17 protein-coding genes are annotated in these 20,867 nt (G+C 72.3%); 2 read left to right on the forward strand and 15 right to left on the reverse strand.

Features of this window, described 5'->3' with window-relative positions:
- Positions 1-197: 197 nt before the first annotated feature.
- From ACWGDX_RS26740 to ACWGDX_RS26780, 9 genes are all read right to left on the reverse strand, one after another.
- Entirely contained in the window at positions 198-398 is a 201-nt protein-coding gene (locus ACWGDX_RS26740) for a hypothetical protein (RefSeq protein WP_453629524.1), read from the reverse strand.
- A gap of 98 nt (positions 399-496) precedes the next feature.
- On the reverse strand, positions 497-2,425 hold the full coding sequence (locus tag ACWGDX_RS26745; protein ID WP_453629628.1) for an NAD-binding protein: 1,929 nt from the start codon (positions 2,423-2,425) through the stop codon (positions 497-499).
- A gap of 461 nt (positions 2,426-2,886) precedes the next feature.
- Positions 2,887-4,050: an NAD-dependent formate dehydrogenase gene (locus ACWGDX_RS26750; protein ID WP_405987191.1), complete on the reverse strand. Its 1,164-nt coding sequence runs from the start codon at positions 4,048-4,050 to the stop codon at positions 2,887-2,889.
- Positions 4,051-4,151: 101 nt separating this feature from the next.
- Positions 4,152-5,096, reverse strand: a complete 945-nt coding sequence (locus ACWGDX_RS26755; protein WP_383040492.1) for a LysR family transcriptional regulator — start codon at positions 5,094-5,096, stop codon at positions 4,152-4,154.
- A gap of 55 nt (positions 5,097-5,151) precedes the next feature.
- A complete protein-coding gene (locus ACWGDX_RS26760; protein ID WP_453629527.1) occupies positions 5,152-7,140 on the reverse strand; it encodes an ABC transporter permease in 1,989 nt (662 codons plus the stop codon).
- A gap of 151 nt (positions 7,141-7,291) precedes the next feature.
- On the reverse strand, positions 7,292-8,110 hold the full coding sequence (modA, locus tag ACWGDX_RS26765) for a molybdate ABC transporter substrate-binding protein (RefSeq protein WP_453629529.1): 819 nt from the start codon (positions 8,108-8,110) through the stop codon (positions 7,292-7,294).
- 233 nt (positions 8,111-8,343) lie between these two features.
- Positions 8,344-8,739: a TOBE domain-containing protein gene (locus ACWGDX_RS26770; RefSeq protein ID WP_453629530.1), complete on the reverse strand. Its 396-nt coding sequence runs from the start codon at positions 8,737-8,739 to the stop codon at positions 8,344-8,346.
- Positions 8,740-8,810: 71 nt separating this feature from the next.
- Positions 8,811-9,995 carry a methyltransferase gene (locus ACWGDX_RS26775; RefSeq protein WP_453629532.1) on the reverse strand — a complete coding sequence of 395 codons (1,185 nt, stop codon included), beginning with the start codon at positions 9,993-9,995 and terminating at the stop codon, positions 8,811-8,813.
- Between the two features lie 302 nt (positions 9,996-10,297).
- Positions 10,298-11,131, reverse strand: a complete 834-nt coding sequence (locus tag ACWGDX_RS26780) for a TetR/AcrR family transcriptional regulator (RefSeq protein WP_453629534.1) — start codon at positions 11,129-11,131, stop codon at positions 10,298-10,300.
- Between the two features lie 261 nt (positions 11,132-11,392).
- On the opposite strand from ACWGDX_RS26780, the gene ACWGDX_RS26785 reads away from it, so the two are divergent.
- The gene (locus tag ACWGDX_RS26785) at positions 11,393-12,745 is read left to right on the forward strand and encodes a DUF2252 domain-containing protein (protein ID WP_453629536.1); all 1,353 of its coding nucleotides are present in this window, start codon (positions 11,393-11,395) and stop codon (positions 12,743-12,745) included.
- A gap of 61 nt (positions 12,746-12,806) precedes the next feature.
- Here the strand turns inward: ACWGDX_RS26785 and ACWGDX_RS26790 are convergent, their stop codons facing one another.
- Both ACWGDX_RS26790 and ACWGDX_RS26795 read right to left on the reverse strand, forming a co-directional pair.
- Entirely contained in the window at positions 12,807-13,295 is a 489-nt protein-coding gene (locus ACWGDX_RS26790; RefSeq protein WP_453629537.1) for a hypothetical protein, read from the reverse strand.
- A gap of 193 nt (positions 13,296-13,488) precedes the next feature.
- Positions 13,489-14,235 (reverse strand): DUF4118 domain-containing protein, encoded by a 747-nt coding sequence (locus ACWGDX_RS26795; protein WP_453629539.1) that lies wholly within the window; start codon positions 14,233-14,235, stop codon positions 13,489-13,491.
- 340 nt (positions 14,236-14,575) lie between these two features.
- Here ACWGDX_RS26795 and ACWGDX_RS26800 point away from each other — a divergent pair, with 340 nt between their 5' ends.
- Positions 14,576-15,085: a GNAT family N-acetyltransferase gene (locus ACWGDX_RS26800; protein WP_453629541.1), complete on the forward strand. Its 510-nt coding sequence runs from the start codon at positions 14,576-14,578 to the stop codon at positions 15,083-15,085.
- Between the two features lie 24 nt (positions 15,086-15,109).
- Here the strand turns inward: ACWGDX_RS26800 and ACWGDX_RS26805 are convergent, their stop codons facing one another.
- The 4 genes from ACWGDX_RS26805 to fdh form a co-directional block, all read right to left on the reverse strand.
- Positions 15,110-15,382, reverse strand: a complete 273-nt coding sequence (locus ACWGDX_RS26805; RefSeq protein WP_453629543.1) for a hypothetical protein — start codon at positions 15,380-15,382, stop codon at positions 15,110-15,112.
- Positions 15,383-15,482: 100 nt separating this feature from the next.
- Positions 15,483-16,415 carry an NrfD/PsrC family molybdoenzyme membrane anchor subunit gene (nrfD, locus tag ACWGDX_RS26810; protein ID WP_453629630.1) on the reverse strand — a complete coding sequence of 311 codons (933 nt, stop codon included), beginning with the start codon at positions 16,413-16,415 and terminating at the stop codon, positions 15,483-15,485.
- A gap of 74 nt (positions 16,416-16,489) precedes the next feature.
- Complete coding sequence (locus ACWGDX_RS26815) at positions 16,490-17,593, reverse strand: 4Fe-4S dicluster domain-containing protein (protein WP_453629545.1); 1,104 nt, start codon at positions 17,591-17,593, stop codon at positions 16,490-16,492.
- Positions 17,590-20,865: a formate dehydrogenase gene (gene fdh / locus ACWGDX_RS26820; protein WP_453629547.1), complete on the reverse strand. Its 3,276-nt coding sequence runs from the start codon at positions 20,863-20,865 to the stop codon at positions 17,590-17,592. The genes ACWGDX_RS26815 and fdh overlap by 4 nt, the downstream gene beginning before the upstream one ends.
- Positions 20,866-20,867 lie beyond the last annotated feature (2 nt).

A 20,867-nucleotide genomic window follows, 5' to 3' on the forward strand; every position in this document is an offset into this window, starting at 1 on the left:
CGCCGCGGGTGTGCGGCGGGGACGCGCTGGGACGGACCTGGGGGCCGACGACTCGACGCGGCCCTTGTCAGGGGTGGCGGCCAGAGGCTTTCGTTTGGATCAGGCTGGACAACGCGGCGAGGCGCGGTGCCGGGGCACGCGAACCCGGCAAGATCCGGCCCTAGGGCGATCCGTGACCGCGGACGGTGACCGGGGGGCTACGGGAGCTGCTCCTCGATGGCCGCGCGGCCCTTCTCGGCCAGCCGGCGCCTGGCCCACTCGATGTTCTCCGGGGTGAGATCGCGACCCGAGGCCAGTGCCAGGTCTTCCGCCGTCACCTCGGCACCGGCGGTGTGCAGCAGCCGGTCCGGGGTGATGCCCTCGTACTCCTCCGGCCCCGCAGCGGACTCCGCGTTCATGCCGCCTCCTCGTTCATCCGGTGTGGCCATTCTCGTTCCCGCCCGCCCCGCCCGCATCCCCGGCCGGACCCGTCCTAGCCGGGATCCCCGGACCCGCCCTAGCCGGGATCCGGGGTCCGGCGGGCGGGGCGGCGGCCGAGCAGCTCCGCGAGGCCGCGCCGGGTGGCCGCCAGTACCACCCGGTCCCGTGGATGCAGCACATAGCCGGGGTGCAGATCCCAGACGAGCCCCTGCGGGCGGCGTCCCTCGCGGTCGAGACGGGTGTCCGCCAGATCGGGCACCCGGTCCCCCGGCTCCGCGGTGTCCAGCGCGATGATCCGCCAGGCACCGGGCCGGAACACCTCCTCGACCGTGCGTCCTTCGAGCCGTGGATGGCCCGCCACATCGATCGCCGCCACGAGCAGCACCTTGCGCTCCACCGGGATGGCGCCCAGGATCTGACGCCCCATCATGGCGATGGCGAAGGCGGGGGCCGCCAGGGTGGAGACACTGCGGCTGCGGGTGAGGGCGCCGGGGTGGGCGGCGCGCAGGGTGCGGTAGACGGCGGTCGCGAAGTCGTCGTCGTACACCCGCAGCGCCACGCGCAGACCGGGAACGACCGAGCGCGCGTACAGCGCGGCTTCGAGATTGGTGGTGTCGGCGCTGGTCAGGGCCAGCAGCGCGTGCGCCCGCTGGATCTTGGCCGCCTCCAGCACCCCTTCCTGGGTCACATCACCGAGGACGACCGGCACCCGCAGACTGCGGGCGAGCGCGATGCCCCGCGCGTCGGGGTCCTCCTCCACACAGACCACCGGGATACCCAGCTCACGCAGCCGCACCAGCACCCGGCTGCCGATCTTGCCGAGCCCGAGCAGCACCACATGGCCGGAGATACCGCGCGGCGGACGGCGCAGGGCGGACGCCGTACGGAACGTTCCCAGGGCCTCCAGCACCGCCGCGATCACCACGGGCAGCAGCAGAAGTCCCGTGGCCCCGGAGAGGAGTTGCAGGATCTGACGTGGGGCCGGTTCGCCGACCGCCGGATCCCCTATGGCGAAGAGATCGAGCAGCGTGAGATAGGTCGCGCGCAGCGGATGGACCCCGGTGAGGACCCAGGAGGCCACGGCCAGGGTGAGTACGGCCAGCGCGATCCCGGCGAAGGACCAGCGCACCCGGCGGGAGAACAGCGAGCCCAGCGGCGCGCCACGGCCGGCGAGCCGGCCCGTCGGCAGATCGGGGCCCACATGGGACACCGCCTCCAGGACCACCGTGCCGCGTCCGGTGGCGGCGGCGGCACTGGCCTCGTCGGGCAGCAGCCGCGGGCCCTCCTGACCGCTGTTGTCCGAACCCTCCGCGCCCGCCGGGTCGTTGGTGGTGGCGGAGAGCAGGGCGAGGGTGCACAACCCCGGGTCGGCCACCTCGCCGGGCCCCGGCGGGGTGCGCTCCACGGCCCTGAGCATCAGCCCGTCGGCCCTGACGACCTTGCTGGTGCCCGCGACGGCGGTGGCGGCCAGCGCGGGCGCCGCGGTGTCCGCGTCCGAGAGGACCGTGGTGGACGCGTCCAGCGCGGCCGTGTCGAGACCGGGCACGGCGACGGCGGCGGCCTGGTCGAGCAGCGCCTCCAGATGCTGGCCGAGCTTGCGGTTGTAGAGCCTGATGACGAGGCGCAGCTGGGGGTTGAGCCGGCGGGCGGCGAGCGCGGCCCGGATATTGATCTCGTCGTCCCCATGGACGAGCGCGAGCGCCGCCGCCTCCCGTACGCCCGCGTCCACGAGAACCTCCTCGTCGAGGTCCAACGCCTCGACGACACGCGGCCCTTCGGCCCTCCCGGCGCCGCCGCCCACCGGTCCGGGCGGGTCCGGGGCCGTACGGGTCACCGCCGCGGACATCCTCCCGATGAACGCGGACGCCCTGCCCCGCGCCACGAGCGGCGCGGTCGGAAGGTGAACGCGTACGGGAGGAACGACCAGCGTGACCTGCTCGCCGTAGACGTCCCGCAACTCGCCGGCGAGCCGCTGGGCGAGCGTGTCGTCGCCGCAGACGACCATATGGCCCGCCGGGGAACCGAGTTGAACCTGGTGAGGAAGTGAGGACACGGACACCAGTGTGACGGTTGTCCTTGGAGATCGGGTGGCCGAGGTAACCCGCCCTGAGGCGACCCGTCTCCCCCGCCGGCCCGCTGAGGGTGACGGGCGGGAGGGGGACGGGGTCGCGGGAGCCGCGTGTCCGGACACGGGAGCGCGATGGGTGCCGCACACCGAGCCGCACCCGGGAACGGGACCCGCACGCGGCGCAGATCATGCCGTCCGGACACGCGCCTCCGGAGTGTCCCGGCTCCCGCACCCAGGACCGGCCCCCGCGCCGCCGGGCGCGCACCGCACGGAAGCGACCGACAACCCGCACCCACCCACCGGCCCGAGCCGAAACGCACCAAGCACCCCGGCCCCCCGCCGGACGGCGAACCGCGGCGGGCCGGGGGTCCCGCCGCGGTGAACCGGTACCGAAGCCGTCAGCTCTTCGCCACGGAGTAGGAGTGCGCCCCCACCCCGGCCAGCGCACCCTTGTCGACGATCAGGTACTCGTCACGCAGCGGGGTGCCCGCGAACCAGTTCTCCAGGATCTCCCGCGTGCCCGCCGCGTACCGCGCCTGCGCCGAGAGCGAGGAGCCCGAGATGTGCGGGGTCATGCCGTGGTGCGGCATGGTCCGCCAGGGGTGGTCGGCCGGCGCGGGCTGCGGGTACCACACATCGCCCGCGTACCCGGCGAGCTGTCCGCTCCGCAGCGCGCGGTCGATCGCGTCACGGTCGGCGATCTTCGCGCGCGCGGTGTTGATGAGATACGCGCCGCGCTTCATCGTGGCGATCAGCTCATCGCCGAAGAGTCCCTCCGTCTCGGGGTGGAGGGGCGCGTTGATGGTGACGACGTCGCAGTGCGGGACCATCGCGGCGGCGCTCTCGTGCCAGGTGAGCCCCAGCTCCTGCTCCACGGACTCGGGCAGCCGGTGCCGGTCGGTGTAGTGCAGGCCGACGTCGAAGGGCGCGAGACGGCGCAGCACGGCGAGCCCGATACGGCCCGCGGCCACGGTGCCGACCTGCATGCCCTCCAGGTCGTACGAGCGGGCGACACAGTCGGCGATGTTCCAGCCGCCGTCCAGGACCCACTTGTAGGAGGGCAGATAGTTCCGTACGAGCGACAGCGTCATCATCACCACGTGCTCGGCGACGCTGATGCTGTTGCAGTACGTGACCTCGGCGACGGTGACGCCCTTGGCGATGGCGGCGTCGAGGTCGACATGGTCCGAGCCGATGCCGGCGGTGATGGCCAGCTTGAGGTTCTCGGCCTTCGCGATCCGCTCGGGCGTCAGATAGGCCGGCCAGAAGGGCTGGGAGATGACGATGTCGGCGTCGACCAGTTCCCGGTCGAAGACCGATCCCTCCCGGTCCTTGTCGGATGTGACGACCAGGGTGTGTCCCTGGGACTCCAGATAGCTGCGCAGACCCAGTTCACCGGAGACGCTTCCGAGCAGGTGCCCGGGGGTGAAGTCGATGCCCCGCGGGGTGGGGGTGGTCTGGCCGCCGGGGTAGTGGTCGATCTTGGGGAGGTCGTCCCGGGCGTAGGTCTTCGGGTATCCGTCGACCGGGTCGTCGTACAGCACACACAGCACCTTTGCCATGACTGCGGCTCCTCGTCCGTTGTTGCGGGAAGGTTCTTCCACCCTGCTCCGGACGGTGCCCATGGTCAAAATGAACCTTTCTATGTCGGGATAGGGACCGGCTATCCCAGTGGCCCGGCGGGGTGCAGATAGGTGTCGAGGAGCTGGTCGAGGGCCTCCCGTACGCCCGCTTCCCTGGCGATCTCCAAGAGGGCTCTGGCCAGTACCGGTTCGGGGCTGCGGTCGGCGATGACCAGACCGACCCGGGGGCCGTGCGCCGGGTGCGCCACCGGGATGACGACCATGCCGTCGGGAACGCCGAACATATGGAGCCAGGCGTGTGAGATCACGCTGGACCACCGCCCCGCCGTGAGATGCGCGTACAGACCGGCGACGGAGTCGGTCTCGATCGCCGGGACCACGGCGGTCACCCCGTCCGCGGCGAAGTACTCGTCCATGATCAGACGGTTGCGCATCTGCGGGGAGAGCAGGCAGAGCGGCAGTTCGGCTATCTCCGCCCAGCCGGCCGCCGGTTGTCCCTTCATCGGGCCGTTCCGCGGGGTGAGCAGCAGATAACGCTCCTCGTAGAGCGGGGTCCTGCGCACCTGGCCGAGGCTCTCGTCGTCCAGATAGGTGAGCGCGATGTCCAGCTCGAACTCGGCCAGACGCTGGGTGATGTCACGTGAGGAGAGCGAGTCGAGCGAGACGCGCGCCCGGGGGTGCCGTTCCACGAACGGTGTGGTGAGCAGCGAGGCCGCGGTGAGAGCCGTGGGGATGGCGCCCATCCGCAGGGTGCCGGCGAGCCCGCCGCGCATCGCCGACAGCTCATGGCGCAGTGCGTCGCGTTCGGCGAGGATCCGCTGCGCCCAGAGCAGTACCCGCTCGCCCTCGGGCGTCAGCCCCTCGAAGCGGCGGCCACGGCGCACGATCGGTACGTCCAGCTCGTGTTCGAGCTTTCTGATCGCGGCGGACAGCGAGGGCTGGGACACGTAGCAGGCCGCGGCGGCGCGAGCGAAGTGCCGTTCCCTGGCGAGGGCCACCAGGTACTCCAACTGACGCAGCAACATCGCTTGCTCCCTGCTCTCCTGGACCGCTCACCGGGACTGCTCCCCGGGACGGTTCTCATATGGCGACGAGAGTCACCTCGGTGGCCTTGACACTGGTCCATACGGACGCGCCGTCGGCCAGGCCGAGTTCGGCGGCGGCCTCCGGCGTGATCTCGGCGATCAGGTCCGGTGCCTCGTCCGAAGTGATCAGAACACGGAGCCGGCTGCCGAGGGCGGTGATCTCCCTGACCGTTCCCGGCCAGACGTTGCGGGGACTGCCGGCGGGCCGGGTCCGGTGTACGGAGACGGCCTCGGGCGCGATGACGGCCAGGGCGGCCGTACCGTCGGCCGACGGCTCGGCGACGATCAGCCGCCCGCCCGCGGTCAGTTCGAGCCCGCCGGGACCGAAGGTGCCCGGCCAGGCGTTGCGGCCGAGCATCCTGGCCACCCAGGGCGAGCGCGGGTGGCGCGTCACCTCGCCGGGAGGGGCGTCCTGGAGGGCCAGCCCCTCGTCGAGTACGAGCACCCGGTCGGCCAGCGAGATGGCCTCGACCGGATCGTGGGTGACGATCAGACAGACCCCGCCGAAGCCGTCGAGATGGCCGCGCAGGGTGTGCCGTACCCGCGCCCGGGTGGTCTGGTCGAGCGCGGCCAGCGGCTCGTCCAGGAGCAGCAGCCGGGGGCTGGCGGCGAGCGCGCGGGCCAGCGCGATCCGCTGCGCCTGGCCGCCGGAGACCTGGTGCGGCTTGCGCTGGGCGAGATGGCCGACACCGAGCCGGTCGAGCCACTGCTGGGCGGTGCGGCGGGCCTCGGCCCGCCGCACGCCGTGGGCGCGCAGCCCGTACGCGGTGTTGGCGAGCGCGCTGAGATGCGGGAAGAGCGCGCCGTTCTGCGGGACCCAGGCGACACCTCGCCGGTGCGGCGGGAGCGAGGTGACGTCCAGGTCGCCGAGGCGGAGCCGGGCATGGGCGCGCGGCGTGAGTCCGAGAAGGGCGCGCAGCAGCGTGGTCTTGCCGGCTCCGTTGGGTCCGACGACGGCGATGGTGGTACCGGGCTCGGCGTCGAGGGTGAGCCGGTTGAACCCGGTGACCTCGGCGTGCAGCCGCCACCGCTCATGAGAGGCGGGCGGTCCGGCGGCGGGCGGCCCGGGGACGGGAAACGGCTCGTGGTCCGCGGGCCCCGCGGTCGTGAGGGCGCCCATGCCCCGGTCGGCCGGTGGCGCCGCCTGTTCGTCGGAGACCGGGCCGGGACGGGGTACGCGGTCGACGGCTCCGGTGGTCCACCGTCCGCGCAGGGCGATCAGCACGCCCATGGCGATGGCGAGCAGCAGCAGCGAGACGGAGGTCGCGGCCTCCGGTGAGTCCTGGAGCAGCAGATAGACCTGGAGCGGCAGGGTCTGGGTGGTGCCCGGCAGATTGCCCGCGAAGGTGATCGTGGCACCGAACTCACCGAGCGCTCGGGCCCAGGTCAGCGCGGCGCCCGCGGCGAGACCGGGGGCCACCATGGGCAGGGTGACGGTGAGGAACACCCGTACCGGCGAGGCTCCCAGCGAGGCGGCGGTCTCCTCGTAGGCGGGCCGCAGCCCGGCGAGGGCGCCTTCGAGACTGATGACGAGGAACGGCATCGCCACAAAGGTCGCGGCGACCACGGCGCCCGAGGTGTGGAAGGGCAGGGTGAGCCCGAAGCTCTCCTCCAGCCAGGGGCCGAGCAGCCCGCGCCGGCCGAAGCCCAGCAGCAGGGCGACCCCGCCGACCGTGGGGGGCAGCACCATCGGCAGCAGCACCAGCGTGCGCACCAGCGTCTTGCCGGGGAACCGCACCCGGGCCAGCAGCCAGGCCAGCGGCACCCCGAGCACCAGGGAGAGCCCGAGCGACCAGAAGGAGACCAGCAGCGACAGCCGCAGTGCCTGGACCACCTCGGGGCTGGTGAGATGCGTACCGAGTTCGCCCCAGGAGGTACGCGCGAGAATCCCGATCAGCGGCAGCAGCAGAAAGGCGATCGCGAGCAGCGCGGGCACCGCGAGTGCGACAGGGGCGCCGGGACGGCGGGTACGGGGGCGGCTCATCCGGTTCCTGGGCTGAGGGGTCGGCGGACAGCGGGGGCTGTGGTGTGATGACAGGCTTGTCCGGTCCTGCGCCCCGGACAAGCCCTGTCACACAGCGGATGTCATCCGACGGGTGTCCGGGCCGTCGGTGATGGCTTGCGCGCGGTGGGTGCTACGGCTGCTGGAATCCGGCGTCCTGAAGGATCTTCTGCGCCTCGGGGCCACTGAGCCAGGTGACGAACGCCGCCGCGGCGGCGCTGTGCTCGGACGTCTTGAGGGTGGCGGCCGGGTACTCGGCGATGGCGTTCTGCGCGTCGGGGATCTCCACGGCGTCGACCTTGTCGGGCGCGGAGTCGGCGTCCGTCTTGTAGACGATGCCGGCGTCGGCCTCGCCCAGCTCCACCTTGCTCAGTACGGCGCGGACGTTCGGCTCCTCGGAGACCGGCTTCACCGTGACGCTCTGCGCTTCGAGGACCTGCCGGCTGTACCGGCCCACGGGGACCTCGGACGCGGCCAGGACGACCTTCAGCTTCGGATCGGCGAGGTCCTTGAGGTTCTCGATCTTCTCGGGGTTCCCCTCGGTGGTGGCGATCACCAGCCGGTTCTTGGCGATGATCGCCGGGGTGCCCGTGTCGTCCTTGAGCCCGTCCATGGTCTTCGTGTCGGCGGTGACCAGCGCGTCGGCCGGGGCGCCCTGCTCGACCTGGGCGGCGAGTTCCTGCGAGCCGGCGAAGGAGAACGTCACCTTCGTACCGGGGTTCTCCTTCTCGTACGCGGCGCCCGCCGTCTTGAAGACGTCGGTCAGCGACGAGGCGGCGAGCACGGTCAGATCCGCCTCCGGGGCCGCGCTCGACGACGGGTCGGCCGGGGAGGCCGAGGGGGCGGACTCCTCCGTGCCGTCGTCATTGCCGCCGCACGCGGCCAGCGGCAGGAGAAGGACGGCGGACACGAGCGCGGTGGCCGCGCGGCGCCGGGTGAGAGCGAAGGACATGGGGGTGGACTCCTTTGCGGTACGGGCCCGTAAGGGCACGCGAGCGGACGGGCCGACGACGGCGGCGGCCCGTGCGATGCGATGGCGCTGGAAGTACGGCGGCCCGGGTGGCGCAATGGCTCGCCGAGTCGCTGGAACCCGGAACGGCGCGGCCCCGGGAGCGGTGGAACCGGCGGGGCACGCCGGAGCGGACCGTGGCCTGCGAGCGACAGCGGCTCGACGGACCATGCCGGTCAGGTGCGGTCGATGTGCACGCTCGTGGACTTCACCCGGGCGGTGGCCTCCATGCCGACCTCCAGCCCCAGTTCCTCGACGGCCTCCCGCGTGAGCAGGGAGACCAGCCGGTGCGGTCCCGCCTGGACCTCCACCTGTGCCGCGACATCGCCGAGGGTGACGGCGGTGACGATGCCCGGGAACGCGTTGCGGGCCGAGGTGTACGAGACGTCGTCCTCGCCGTTGCCGCCCTGTGCGACCTCGACGGAGAACGCCGCGAGCGCGCGGCCGTCGATGACCCGGCGACCGCCCTCGTCACGATGGGTCGTGACCCGGCCCGCGTCGGCCCAGCGGCGCGCGGTGTCGGGACTCACCCCGAGAAGCCGGGCGGCCTGACCGATCGTGTAGGACTGCATGTGCGACAAGATAGGCCGTTCGTCCTCGCATCTACAACCCTTGAGGCGATACCGTCTCGCAGATGCGAGGTTCAGCGTTTGACGGCCCGTAGGATGACGAACTTGGGATCGCTCGTCACGGTCTCGCAGTTGCCGAAGAGCCGCCGCAGCTTGATGTGGTAGCCGAGATGCCGGTTGCCGATGACCCACAGCTCTCCCCCGGGCCGCAGCGCGGCGCGCGACCCGGTGAACATCCGCCAGGCCGTCGCGTCGGTCGTCGCCTGGTGGGAGTGGAACGGCGGGTTGTTCAGCACCAGGTCGGCCGTCCCCGCGGGCATGTCCGAGAGACCGTCACCGAGCAGGAAGTCCGCCGGGGCCGCGGCGTCGGCGTTCGCGCGGAAGGTGGCCTCGGCCGAGGCCACCGCCGAGAACGACTCGTCGACGAAGGTCACCCTGGCCGCCGGATTCGCCAGCGCCGCGGCGGTGCCGATCACACCGTTGCCGCAGCCGAGGTCGACCACATGCTCGGGACCGTGGCGGCGCGGGAGATTGCGCAGCAGGAAGCGGGTGCCGATGTCGAGCCGTTCCGCACAGAAGATCCCCGCGTGATTGACGACGGTACGGCCCGACACCGCGCCGAGCCCCTCGGGCAGCGTGTAGCTGTGCGGCCAGGGACTGGGGGTCCTGGTCCGGCCCGCCGCGGGCGCGCAGAAGATCAGCCGCGCCTTGCGCTCGGCGAGCGAGGTCCTGGTCGGACCGAGGATCTGCTCGAACAGCTTCAGGGTGGAGGTGTGGATCTCGGTGACCCGTCCCGTACCGATGACCACGGTCCCCGGGTGCACGGCCGGTGCGAGCCGGTGCAGTTGGTCCTCCAGCAGCGCCAGGCTCTTGGGGACACGGATGAGCAGCACATCGATGCGCTCCGGCGGGGTGTCCCTGACCGACCGCAGCCGCACCCCCTCCGTGTCGGCGCCGCCGCGCCGCAGATTGGCCCGGGTCGCCCGCTGGGTGAGATACGAGTCGGTGATCTGTACGAGCGGCTCCGCGCACAGCTGGTCGAGCCGGCGGACGGCGAGCACGGTGGTCAGGGCGCCCCACCGGTCCCCCAGGACGACGACGGTGCCCGAGAGGTCCGTCGGCCCGGTGCCGGTGTCGGTCCCCGCGAGATGCCGCAGCAGATACTCGTCGGCGGTGTCCCACGCGCGTAGCGTGTCGCGAGGAAGCTCGGGGAAGCGGGTGAGGCCGAACTCGCCCCAGGGTGTTGTCAAACGGTTCATCGTGCTCTCAGGCTAGGGCCTCGGCGGAGCGGTCACGACACCAGGATCACGCGCCGCCGATCACGCGGTCGGCACCGGGCGCCGCGAGGACGCCCTGGTGGGGCCATATGTCCGGCGGAACCGGGAGCCGAGGCCGGGGGAGCCGGTGGGACCGGGCCGGTGGATCCCGGAGGCGCCGACGGGCCGGGGCCGGTCATACGCCACCGGTCGTACGGGACGGGCTCACGCGGTGCCATACGCGGCCCAGGGCCGTCCGCGCCCGGCCATGGGTCAGGACCTCGTGCCGTAGCCCGGCCGTCGTGTCATTCCCCTTCGTCCGCGGCGGGGCCGCCCGGCGGGATACCGAGGGTGGCGAGAGCGTGGTGGACCAGTTCGCCGGCCAGCCGCCGGCGGCTGAGCGAGCCGCTGTCGCGCGCCCAGTGCGCCATCAGCTCGTTGACGGCCCCGATGAGGGCGACCATGGCGAGTGTGTAGTCGCGTGGTACGGCCTCGCCGCGCCCGACGGCGCGTTCCGCCTCCCCGGTGAGAAAGCCGGCCCACAGACCGCGCCACAGGAGCCGGTGATCGTCCAGCGCCTGCCCGGCCCCGACGACCTCGATGAACGCGATCCGGGTGGCCGCGGGATCGGCGGTCACGGCGTCCACATAGGCGTGTGTCAGCGCCGTGATCCGCTCGCGGGTGCTCGCGCTCTCCGCCGCGGGATCGCTGAGCACCGTCAGCGCGGCCTCCATACCGGCTCGGGCGACATCGTTGTGGAGGGCGATGAGCACCGCCTCGCGGCTCTCGAACTCCTCGTAGAACGCGCGGATGGAGACATGGGCGCCGGCGCAGATCCGCTCGATGGAGGTGCCGGTGTAGCCGCGGGTGGTGAACAGACCGAGCGCGGTGGCGAGCAGCCGCTGACGGCGCTGCGCCCGCCGGTCCTGTCCCCCGCCGGCCGGGTGGTCGCCGCCGGGAGGCTGCTGCCCGGTCCCGTCGGCGCGGTCGGCCCGCCGTGTCCGCGCGCTCCGGTCCCCGCGGGCCGGCGGGGCGCCGGTGGCGGAGGGGTCCGCGGGAGCGGCTCCGGTGCGAGACGTACCCGCCCGGGATATGCCCGTACGGGTCGCCCCCTCGGCAGGGGCGCCCGCGCGGGACATGCCCGTACGAGCTGACGGTGTGTCTGCGGATTCCCGGCCCGTGTCCATCCGACCTCCCGAATCACCCTGCGAACGCGCGGTGTTGTCGCCGGTAAGGGCTCTTATCGAGCATGCCACGCGGAGCACACCGACAGGTACGGTTCCGCATTTGTCAGGACCACCCGAATGCCCGTCCCGCCGGGCCGCCCGCCCGCGGGGAGGGAATGCTCGTGCTCAGCAACCGTGCCGCGGCACCCACCACCGGAGCGAGAGGGGCCTTTCATGTTCACCCCCGCCGACCGGGCGGCACACGGCAGGGCCGCGCGCAAAGAGGCGTCGCGCTCCTCGCACGGACTGTGGATACCGGCGGCCGACCGGCTCGATCCGCTCACCTCACTGGCCCGGCAGACCGCCACCCGGGTGCCCGAACTGCTGCCCCTGCGGTTCGAGCGGATGGCCGTCTCCCCCTACGCCTTTCTGCGCGGCGCCGCCGCCGTGATGGCCGCCGATCTGGCCACCCAGCCGCGCTCGGGGCTGACGGTGCAGCTCTGCGGGGACGCCCATCTGCTGAACTTCGGCGCGTTCGCCTCGTCCGACCGCGCCCTGCTCTTCGATGTGGACGACTTCGACGAGACCCATCCGGGACCGTTCGAATGGGATGTGAAGCGGCTCGCGGCGAGCATCGCGGTGGCCGCCCGCGACAACGGGCAGTCCGGCACCGACACCCGCAGGGCCGTCCAGGCCGCGGCCGAGGCGTACCGCACGTCGATGCACCGGCTGGCCGGTCTCGGTGAACTCGACGTCTGGTACGAGCACATCGACACCGCCGACATATTGCCGCTCGTGCGACCGGGCCGGCAGGAACACATCGAGGCGGACCCGTCGCTCGCCCGGCCGCGCACCACCCTGCGGGCGCTGGAGGAGCTGACCGCCATGCCGGACGGGCAGCGCGGGATCGCTCCCGACCCACCGCTGCTCGAACCGGTGGGGCGGCTCGACATGGCCATGCTGCGGCGCATCTTCATCGGTTACCGGTCCACGCTCCCGGAGGAACGGCGGACCCTGCTCGACCGCTACCGCTTCGTGGACGCGGCCCGGAAGGTGGTGGGGGTGGCGGGTGTCGGTCTGCGCTGCCACATCGTGCTGCTGGCGGGGCGTGACACCGACGATCTGCTCCTCCTCCAGATCAAGGAGGCCGAGAGGTCCGTACTGGAACCCCATCTCCAGCCGAGCGGCTACGCCCATCAGGGACATCGCATCGTCGCGGGGCAGCGGCTGCTCCAGACCGGAGGCGATCTCTTCCTCGGCTGGGTGACCGGGCCCGAGGGGCGTCATTTCTACTGGCGTCAGTTGCGTGACACCAAGGCCTCCCTCGCCATCGACGATCTGTCGCCCTCGCTGCTGTACGACCAGGCGTGGCTGTGCGGCCGGGCTCTGGCGCGTACCCACGCGCGGTCGGGCGACCGCATCGCCATCGCCCACTACCTCGGCGCCTCCGATGTCTTCGACCGTGCCATGGCCGATTTCTCGCTGCGCTACGCGGACCGGAACGCGGCCGATCACGCGGCGCTCGCCTCGGCGGTCGTGGCGGGCCGTATCCCGGCCGGGCGCCCGGCACCGGCCGGACGCCGCTGAGGGCGCCGGTCCCGACGCCGGTCACGGGGACCGCCGGCCGGTACGTCTCAGGCGGTACGGCTCACCGGATCGACGGATTGACGGCGTCGAACAGGACCACACCGCGGTCGACGCTCAGATAGAACGTTCCGGTGTACTCGCCCCTGGTCACGGCGGCGTCGAAGTCGGCGCTGGTCAGCCAGTCGCGCTCCGTCGGCAGCTCGGGCAGAAGGGTCTTCGGAACCGAGGACGGCGGTCCTGAACCCCGCCAGGAGTAGCGCTCGGAGATCGCGGCGGCAGCGGCGCCGGACAGGGACGCCACACCCGTGAGCCGGACGTCCGAGGGACCCGGCACATCGGAGCGGCCGCCGTCGTTGAGGACGTCGGACACCCAGGAGGTGCCGCTGATCTCACCGAACTCCGGAAAACGGTCCCGGATGGGCTTGCGGTCATGCCGGACGGCGCTCGGCCCGCTCCCCTCCGCCCGCTCCCGCCCCCGTGAGCCGTCCACCGCGCTGTCCGGGGCGCCGGCGCAACCGCTCACCACGAGGGCGGCCAGGACGACCGCCACCACACGGCGGCGTACGGGACGAGGACGCGGACGCGTCCGTCCGACGGACGCGGCCCGACCCCGAGCAGCCGCTCCACGCGTCACCCCGGCCCCCTCCCCAGATCCCCGCACACGCCCCCGGTCCTTCGCGCACGCCGCTGATCCTCGCGCACGTCCGCCGGCGCTCGCGCACGCCGGCGGGGACCAACGTAACTCACCGGTCCAGGACCGGGCCCACGGTGTCGAGCGCGGTGCCCGCGTCGTCGGCCAGGGTCACCGCGACCTGGCGGACCTGGCGGGTGGGGATGAGACCGGGGCTGGGGCGGAGCATGAAGCGGCCCAGATAGCGGCCGTGCCCGGAGACCCTGATCTCGGTCTCACCGTCCGGCCAGCCGAGCCGTTCCAGCTCCCAGGGCCGGCCGTCCACGACGACCGTGCCGTCCTGAAGCAGCCGGGCCGGATGACCGAGCAGGGTGCCGTACTCGAAGCGGCAGCCGCGCAGCCGCAGGATCTCGACGAGATGGCGGCTGACCTGGTCCACCACGGCGTCGGGTGAGCCGGTGGAACGGGCGAGCGCGGCGGTGTCGTGGATCCGGGCGAGCAGGCCCGAGTCCACCACCGTCAGTACACGCAGTCGGCGTGCCCGTACGGCCAGCAGTGACACGGCCAGTCCCACGGCCAGCAGCAGGACGGCCGTCGTGATGTCGTTCGGGTCGGTGACGGTGAAACGCTCGTAGGGCCGGGTGAGGAAGAAGTCGAACCACACCGCCGAGGAGAGCGCGGCGAGCAGGCCCGCGGCACGGTTGCCCAGGGCCGACACCGCCACGATCACCACGACCAGGATCAGCGCGAGATTGGTCCCCGGCAGACCCGTACGGAACGGCACCAGCACCAGCGCCACCAGCAAAGGCGCCGCGAGCGCCGCGATCAGGGCGACACGGTCACGGAGCGGGTATGTCATCGTCCACCTCGCCGTACGTCGTCCCCGGGCCGTGTCCCGGGCTCCCGGGCCGTGGCGTGGCCCGCCGGTCACTCCAGGCTGCGTTCTCCAGGCTCCGTCCTCGCGGCCCCCGCGGCACCGCGCGGGCGGAGGTCTTGACGCGCCCCTGCCGCCGTCCGAGGGCCTCTTGACGCGCCCTTGACGGCCCGGCGGTCCGGTGGCCCTGCCGCCTCGCCGCACGGCGCTCCGGCGGGCCCTGAGGACTTCCGGGCGACGCCGCGGTGGCCTCCGGGCGTACGGGACCACGAGGTCCGGTGAACCGGCTGTGGCCGGGACACGGCACGTGATACGTCTCCATGTCATGGATGATCTTGTGACAGAGCGGCTCGTGCTCCATCCGCTGAGTGTCGTGGAGGCCGAGCGGGTCGCGGCGGGCGAGCCGGAGGACGGCGACCGGTGGGCGACCGGCTATCCCGCGGACGACGACATGGTGGGCGCCAGGCGCTATCTGACGACCTGCGCGATCACCGGTGACCCCCAGCCCTTCGGCGCGTACGAGATCCGTCTGCGCGAGGACGGCCGGGCGATCGGCGGTCTCGGCTTCCACGGCGCCCCCGACGAGGATCTCCGCGTCACGATCGGCTACGGGCTGATCCCGTCGGCGCACGGCAGGGGATACGCCTCCGAGGCCGTGCGCGCGCTGCTGCGCTTCGCGCGCTCCCGCGGCATCACCTCCGTGAAGGGCGACACCGACCATGACAACACCGCGTCCCAGCGTGTCATGGCCGCGGTCGGGATGCGGCTCGTCTCGCAGGACGAGCGGCTGAGGTACTACCGGATCGACTGGGCCGACGACCGACGGGCCGGGTGATCACCTGGCCCGTCCGGTCGGCGCTCATCCGCGACGCTGGGCGTTCGTACGGCGGCGTGCGGAGGAGGACCTGTCGGAAGAGGACCTGTCGGAGGACCACCTGTCGGAGGAACGGTCCGAGGACCTCTCCGGGGTCCTGTCCATGGACCTGTCGGGGACGCTGTCCATGCCGCCGCCGTCGTCCTCCCCCTCGCCCTCGTTCAGGGGCGGCAGTTCAACGGTGTAGCGCGGCTCCAGGAAGATGCCGTGGTGCTGCGGACGCGCGTTCGGCGCGGACGCGGCGGACGGTCCCCGCATCGGTTCCTGGCGGGACGGTGAAGAAGGCATGCACAACCGTTCGGAGAGTGGAGCGGCCGCGCGGCCCGAATGCCGACGACCCGCTGGAGAGGTGTCTACCTCATCCTTCCCCGTCATGCACAACCGCCGCTCCCCGGAGGGCCTCGCGGTCCTTCGCCGCCCGCTGCGGGCGCACGGTGTAGGCGGGGTCCTCGGCGGAGGCGATACCCGCCGCGAAGATACCGAATCGGGTACAGGCCGAGCCCGCGAGCAGCATGGCACCGCTGCCCACGGCCACCGTACGGCTCCGCCGCCCGTAGAGGGCCGCGCCCGCCGCGCCGGCCGTCATGAGCACACGGGAGGCGCGCATGAGCCGTCCCGCGCGGCCCTCGCGATAGGTCTCGGCGACCATCCCGAGCCGCCGCTCGGCCGCCGCCATGGCGGCGATCTCCCCCGCCGCCGCCAGCACGGCGGCGCACCGGGCGGGACCGGTCTCGTGCGCGGGCGCGAGGACGAGTGCCATCCCGGACGCGGCGGCCGTCGCCGACGCGACGAAGACATAGGGGAGTTCGCGGTGGGCTCCGTGCCAGGCGGGTACGGCGGTGTCCGCCGCGAGCACCGCCGTGTACGCGGCCAGCGGGGGCCCGAGCACGGCCGCCGCGCCGGTGGCCGCCGCCCCCGCCCGGGGCAGCCGGCCGGTGGTGGCGCAGAGCGCGGCGGCGCCCGCGCAGGGCGCGTACGCGGAGATCAGCCAGGACCCCATGCTCATCGGCGAGGTCGGTTTGACGACCCGCAGCATGTTCAGGAACCGCTCGGGCCGCCCGAGGTCGTTGACGAGCGCGGCGGCCGAGAGGGTGATCGCCGCGAGCGAGGAGACCTTCATCGCCGTCGCGGTGGTCCCGCGGCCCGTCAGATGCGCGCCGGCGGCGAGCACGGAGCCGGCGCCCGCGAGTCCGCCGAGGAAGAAGTAGCCCGCGATGTCGCGGGCCGACCAGCCGGGCGCCTTGATGACGGGCCGTCCGTAGTACGAGTCGAACGTGGCCCGGGGCACCATCGGCTCCTCGCCGTTCCGCTTGCGCCGGCGGGTGTCCGGGGGCCTCTCGGCGGCGGTCATGCCCCTCCCTCTCCTCATGTCCGTCCCTTCCGTGCGGTGAGCGTCCTCGCGGTGAGCGCGGTGAGCACTCCGCCGGTGGAGGTCCTGCCGATGGAAGTCCTGCCGATGGAGGTCCTGCCGATGGAGGTCCTGCCGATGAGCGTGCTGCCGATGGCGGTCCTTCCGCCGAGCGCGGGAAGCGCCGCGAGTCCGAACGACAGCGCGAAGCCGCCCATCAGCGAGAGCGCGGCCGTGGCCGCGTGCTTCCACATCACGGGCAGATCGCGGGTGGTGACCACGGGGGCCGGGGGCAGCCCGTAGACCTCGGGTTCGTCGAGGAGCAGGAAGAACGCCCCGTCACCGCCGACCCCGTCGTCCGGGTCGTGCCCGTACAGCCGTGCCTCGGTGACGCCCTCCTTGTGCAGGAGGTCGACCCGCAGCGCGGCCCGCTCGCGCAGTTCGTCGAGCACGCCGAACTGGATGGACTCGGTCGGGCAGGCCTTGGCGCAGGCGGGTTCCATCCCGGCGCCGAGCCGGTCGTAGCACATCGTGCACTTGAAGGCCCTGCCGTCCGAGGGCCGCTGCTCGATGACCCCGTACGGGCAGGCGGGGACGCAGTAGCCGCAGCCGTTGCAGATGTCGTCCTGCACGACGACCGTGCCGAACTCCGTGCGGAAGAGGGAGCCGGTGGGACAGACGTCCAGACAGGCGGCGTGTGTGCAGTGTTTGCAGACGTCCGACGACATGAGCCAGCGCACCTCCCCGCCGCTCACACCGCTCACACCGCCGCCACCGCCACCGCCACCGCCGGAGACGAGCGGAAGTTCCGTGCGCCCGTCGCTCGTCGGCGCGGCGGCCGGCAAGGACGGCGCGGACGGCGCGGACCGCACGGACTGCTCGATGAAGGCCACATGCCGCCAGGTGGAGGCGCCGAGGCTCTGGGTGTTGTCGTACGACATCCCGGTGAGGGTCAGTCCGTCCTCGGGGATCGTGTTCCACTCCTTGCAGGCCACCTCGCACGCCTTGCAGCCGATGCAGACCGAGGTGTCGGTGAAGAACCCGACGCGGGGCGGCGCGTCCTCATGGCCCGCGTCACGCGCGGGGTCGTGTTCCGGTCCGCTGAGCAGATGGTGCGTCACGTCCGCGTCTCCGTTCCGGTCTGTGCGGTGATGCCGGCCCGCCGGCGGTACTCGTCGACGAACCGGGGCAGATCGGGCCCCCGGGGGCGGCGGCCCTCGATGATGTCCGCCGTGAGGGCCTTGTCCTCCTGGATGTGCGCGTTGGGGTCGAGGGCGATGGCGACCAGTTCGTTGGCGGCGTCGCCGGTGGAGACCCCGTTGGGGCCCCAGTGGAACGGCAGCCCGATCTGGTGGACCGTACGGCCGTGCACCGTCAGCGGTCTGATCCGCTCGGTCACCATCACCCGGGCCTCGATGGCGTTGCGCGCCGTCACGATCGTGGCCCAGCCACCGTGTCTGAGTCCGCGCTCGGCGGCGAGCCCCGGGGAGATCTCGCAGAAGAACTCCGGCTGGAGTTCGGCGAGATAGGGCGACCAGCGGCTCATCCCGCCCGCCGTGAAGTGCTCGGTGAGCCGGTGGGTGGTGACGATGTACGGATAGACACCGGCGCCCGGCTCATCGCCGCCGGGGTGGAAGCGGTTGCCCTCACGGGTGAGCAGCCGCCGTACGGGGGAGCGCGAGACGGCCGGGTACAGCGCGTTGGTGAACGGCGAGTCCTGCGGCTCGTAGTGCGTGGGCAGCGGGCCGTCCTCCAGCCCGGCGGGCGCGAACAGCCAGCCCTTGCCGTCCGCCTGCATGATGAAGGGATCGTCGCCGCGCAGCGCGTCGGGTCCGGTGGCGCCGTCCGGCGGTACGTGGTCCGGAGCGCGGTCGAGGATGAAGTCCGGGACGTCGCGGCCGGTCCACCGTCCGTGCGCGCCGTCCCACCAGACGTACGCCTTGCGTTCGCTCCAGGGGGTGCCGTCGGGGGCGGCGGACGCCCGGTTGTAGAGAATGCGGCGGTTGGCGGGCCAGGCCCAGGCCCACTCCGCGGCGACCCAGTCCTGCTCGGTGTGCGGCTTGCGGCGGGCGGCCCGGTTGACGCCGTCCGCGTACACCCCGCAGTAGATCCAGCAGCCGCACCGGGTCGAGCCGTCGCCCTTCAGCTCGGTGTAGGCGCTCAGCGGTGAACCGTCGGCGGCGTATCCGTTGATCTCGGCGAGCACGGCCTCGGCGACCGGGTCGTCGTAGGGTCCCTCCACCGGGTAGTCCCACGCCAGATCCTGTACGGGCCGGTCCATCGGATCGGTGGAGGCGGCCAGCTTCGCCTTGACGCGCCTGCCGAGGTGGTACATGAACCACAGATCGCTGCGGGCGTCGCCCGCGGGTTCCACGGCGGCGTGGTGCCACTGGAGCCAGCGGTTGGTGTTGGTGAACGAGCCGGACTTCTCGGTGTGCGCGGCGGCCGGGAAGAAGAAGACCTCCGTGCCGATGGACTCCGTACGCAGCTCGCCGGTCTCGATCTCGGGGCCGTCCTGCCACCAGGTCGCGGACTCGATCAGGGAGAAGTCCCGTACGACCAGCCAGTCCAGATTGGCCATGGCGAGGCGCTGGAGACGGGTGTTGGCCGAGCCCACGGCCGGGTTCTCCCCCATCAGGAAGTAGCCCTTGCAGACGCCGTCGAGCTGCGCGACGACCGTCTCGTAGGTGGAGTGCGAGCCGGTCAGCCGGGGCAGGTGGTCGTAGCAGAAGTCGTTGCCGGCAGTGGCCGCGTCGCCGTAGTACGCCTTCAGCAGACTGACGAAGTACGCCCGCGCGTTGCCCCAGAAGCCCTTCTCCGTACGGCTCGCGTCGATGTAGGACTCCAGGTCCGGGTGGGCGTGCGCGTGGGGCATCGGCAGATAGCCCGGAAGGAGATTGAAGAGCGTGGGGATGTCGCTGGAGCCCTGGATCGAGGCGTGGCCGCGTAGCGCCTGGATGCCGCCTCCGGTGCGGCCGATGTTGCCGAGCAGGAGCTGGAGCACACTGGCCGCGCGGATGTACTGGGAACCGACCGAGTGCTGAGTCCAGCCGACGGCGTAGACGAAGGCGCTGGTGCGCTCGCGGCCGGAGTTGGCGGTCAGGGCGTCGCACACCCGCCGGAAGGTCTCACGGGGGATGCCGCAGGTCTCCTCGACCAGTTCGGGGGTGTAGCGCGCGTAGTGCCTCTTGAGGATCTGGTAGACACAGCGCGGATGCCGCAGCGTCTCGTCGCGCGCGGGCCGGGCTTCGGCCTTGGGGCCGCCGGAGCCGTGCGACTCCGCGTGGCCGGCCTCATGGATACAGGCCTCGGCGTGCCTGTCCCTGCCCTGCCGTCCGTGCCTGTCCCCGTCCTGCCGTCCGGGCCGTCCGGACCGCTCCGCGCTCTCGTACTGCCAGCTCGTGTGGTCGTAGTTGCGCAGCTCCTCGTCGAACCCGGAGAAGACCCCGCCGAGATCCTCGGTGTCCCGGAAGTCCTCGCTGACGAGCGTGGCCGCGTTGGTGTACGCGAGCACGTACTCCCGGAAGTCCTTCTCCTCGGTGAGCACATGGTTGATGAGCGCCCCGAGGAAGGCGATGTCACTGCCCGCGCGGATCGGTACGAACAGGTCGGCGACCGCGCTCGTACGGGTGAACCGCGGATCCACGTGAATGATCGTGGCGCCGCGTGCCTTCGCCTCCATGACCCACTGGAAGCCGACCGGGTGCGCTTCCGCGTAGTTGGAGCCCTGGATGACGATGCAGTCCGCGTGCTGGAGGTCCTGCATGAAGGTGGTGGAGCCGCCGCGTCCGAACGAGGCACCGAGACCGGCCACGGTGGAGCTGTGGCAGACCCGGGCCTGGTTCTCGACCTGGACCACCCCCAGACCGGTGAACAGCTTCTTGATGAGGTAGTTCTCCTCGTTGTCGAGGGTGGCCCCGCCGAGGCTGGCGATCCCCAGCGTGCGCGCGGTGCGCAGCCCCTCGTGCTCCCACTCCCAGGTACGGCGACGGGTCTCGACCATCCGCTCCGCGACCATGTCCATGGCCGTCTCCAGATCGAGCGGCTCCCACTCCGTGGCGTACGGACGCCGGTGGAGGACCTGGTGGCGGCGGGCCGGGCCGGTGGTGAGCTGGAGCGTGGCCGATCCCTTGGGACAGAGCCGGCCCCGGCTGACCGGGGAGCCGGGGTCCCCCTCGATCTGTACGACCCGGTCGTCCTTGACGTACACCTGCTGACCGCAGCCGACGGCGCAGTACGGGCAGATGGACCCGACGACCCGGTCGGCGGTCGCGGTACGGGGACTGAGCGCCTCGGTACGGGCGGACATCGCGGCCCGGCCGCGCCCGAGCGGGTCGGAACCGGTGAGCTGGCGGCGGACGGGCCAGTCGTGGATCAGTCTGCGGACACCCATCG

The sequence above is a fragment of the Streptomyces sp. NPDC055025 genome, from assembly GCF_053608565.1.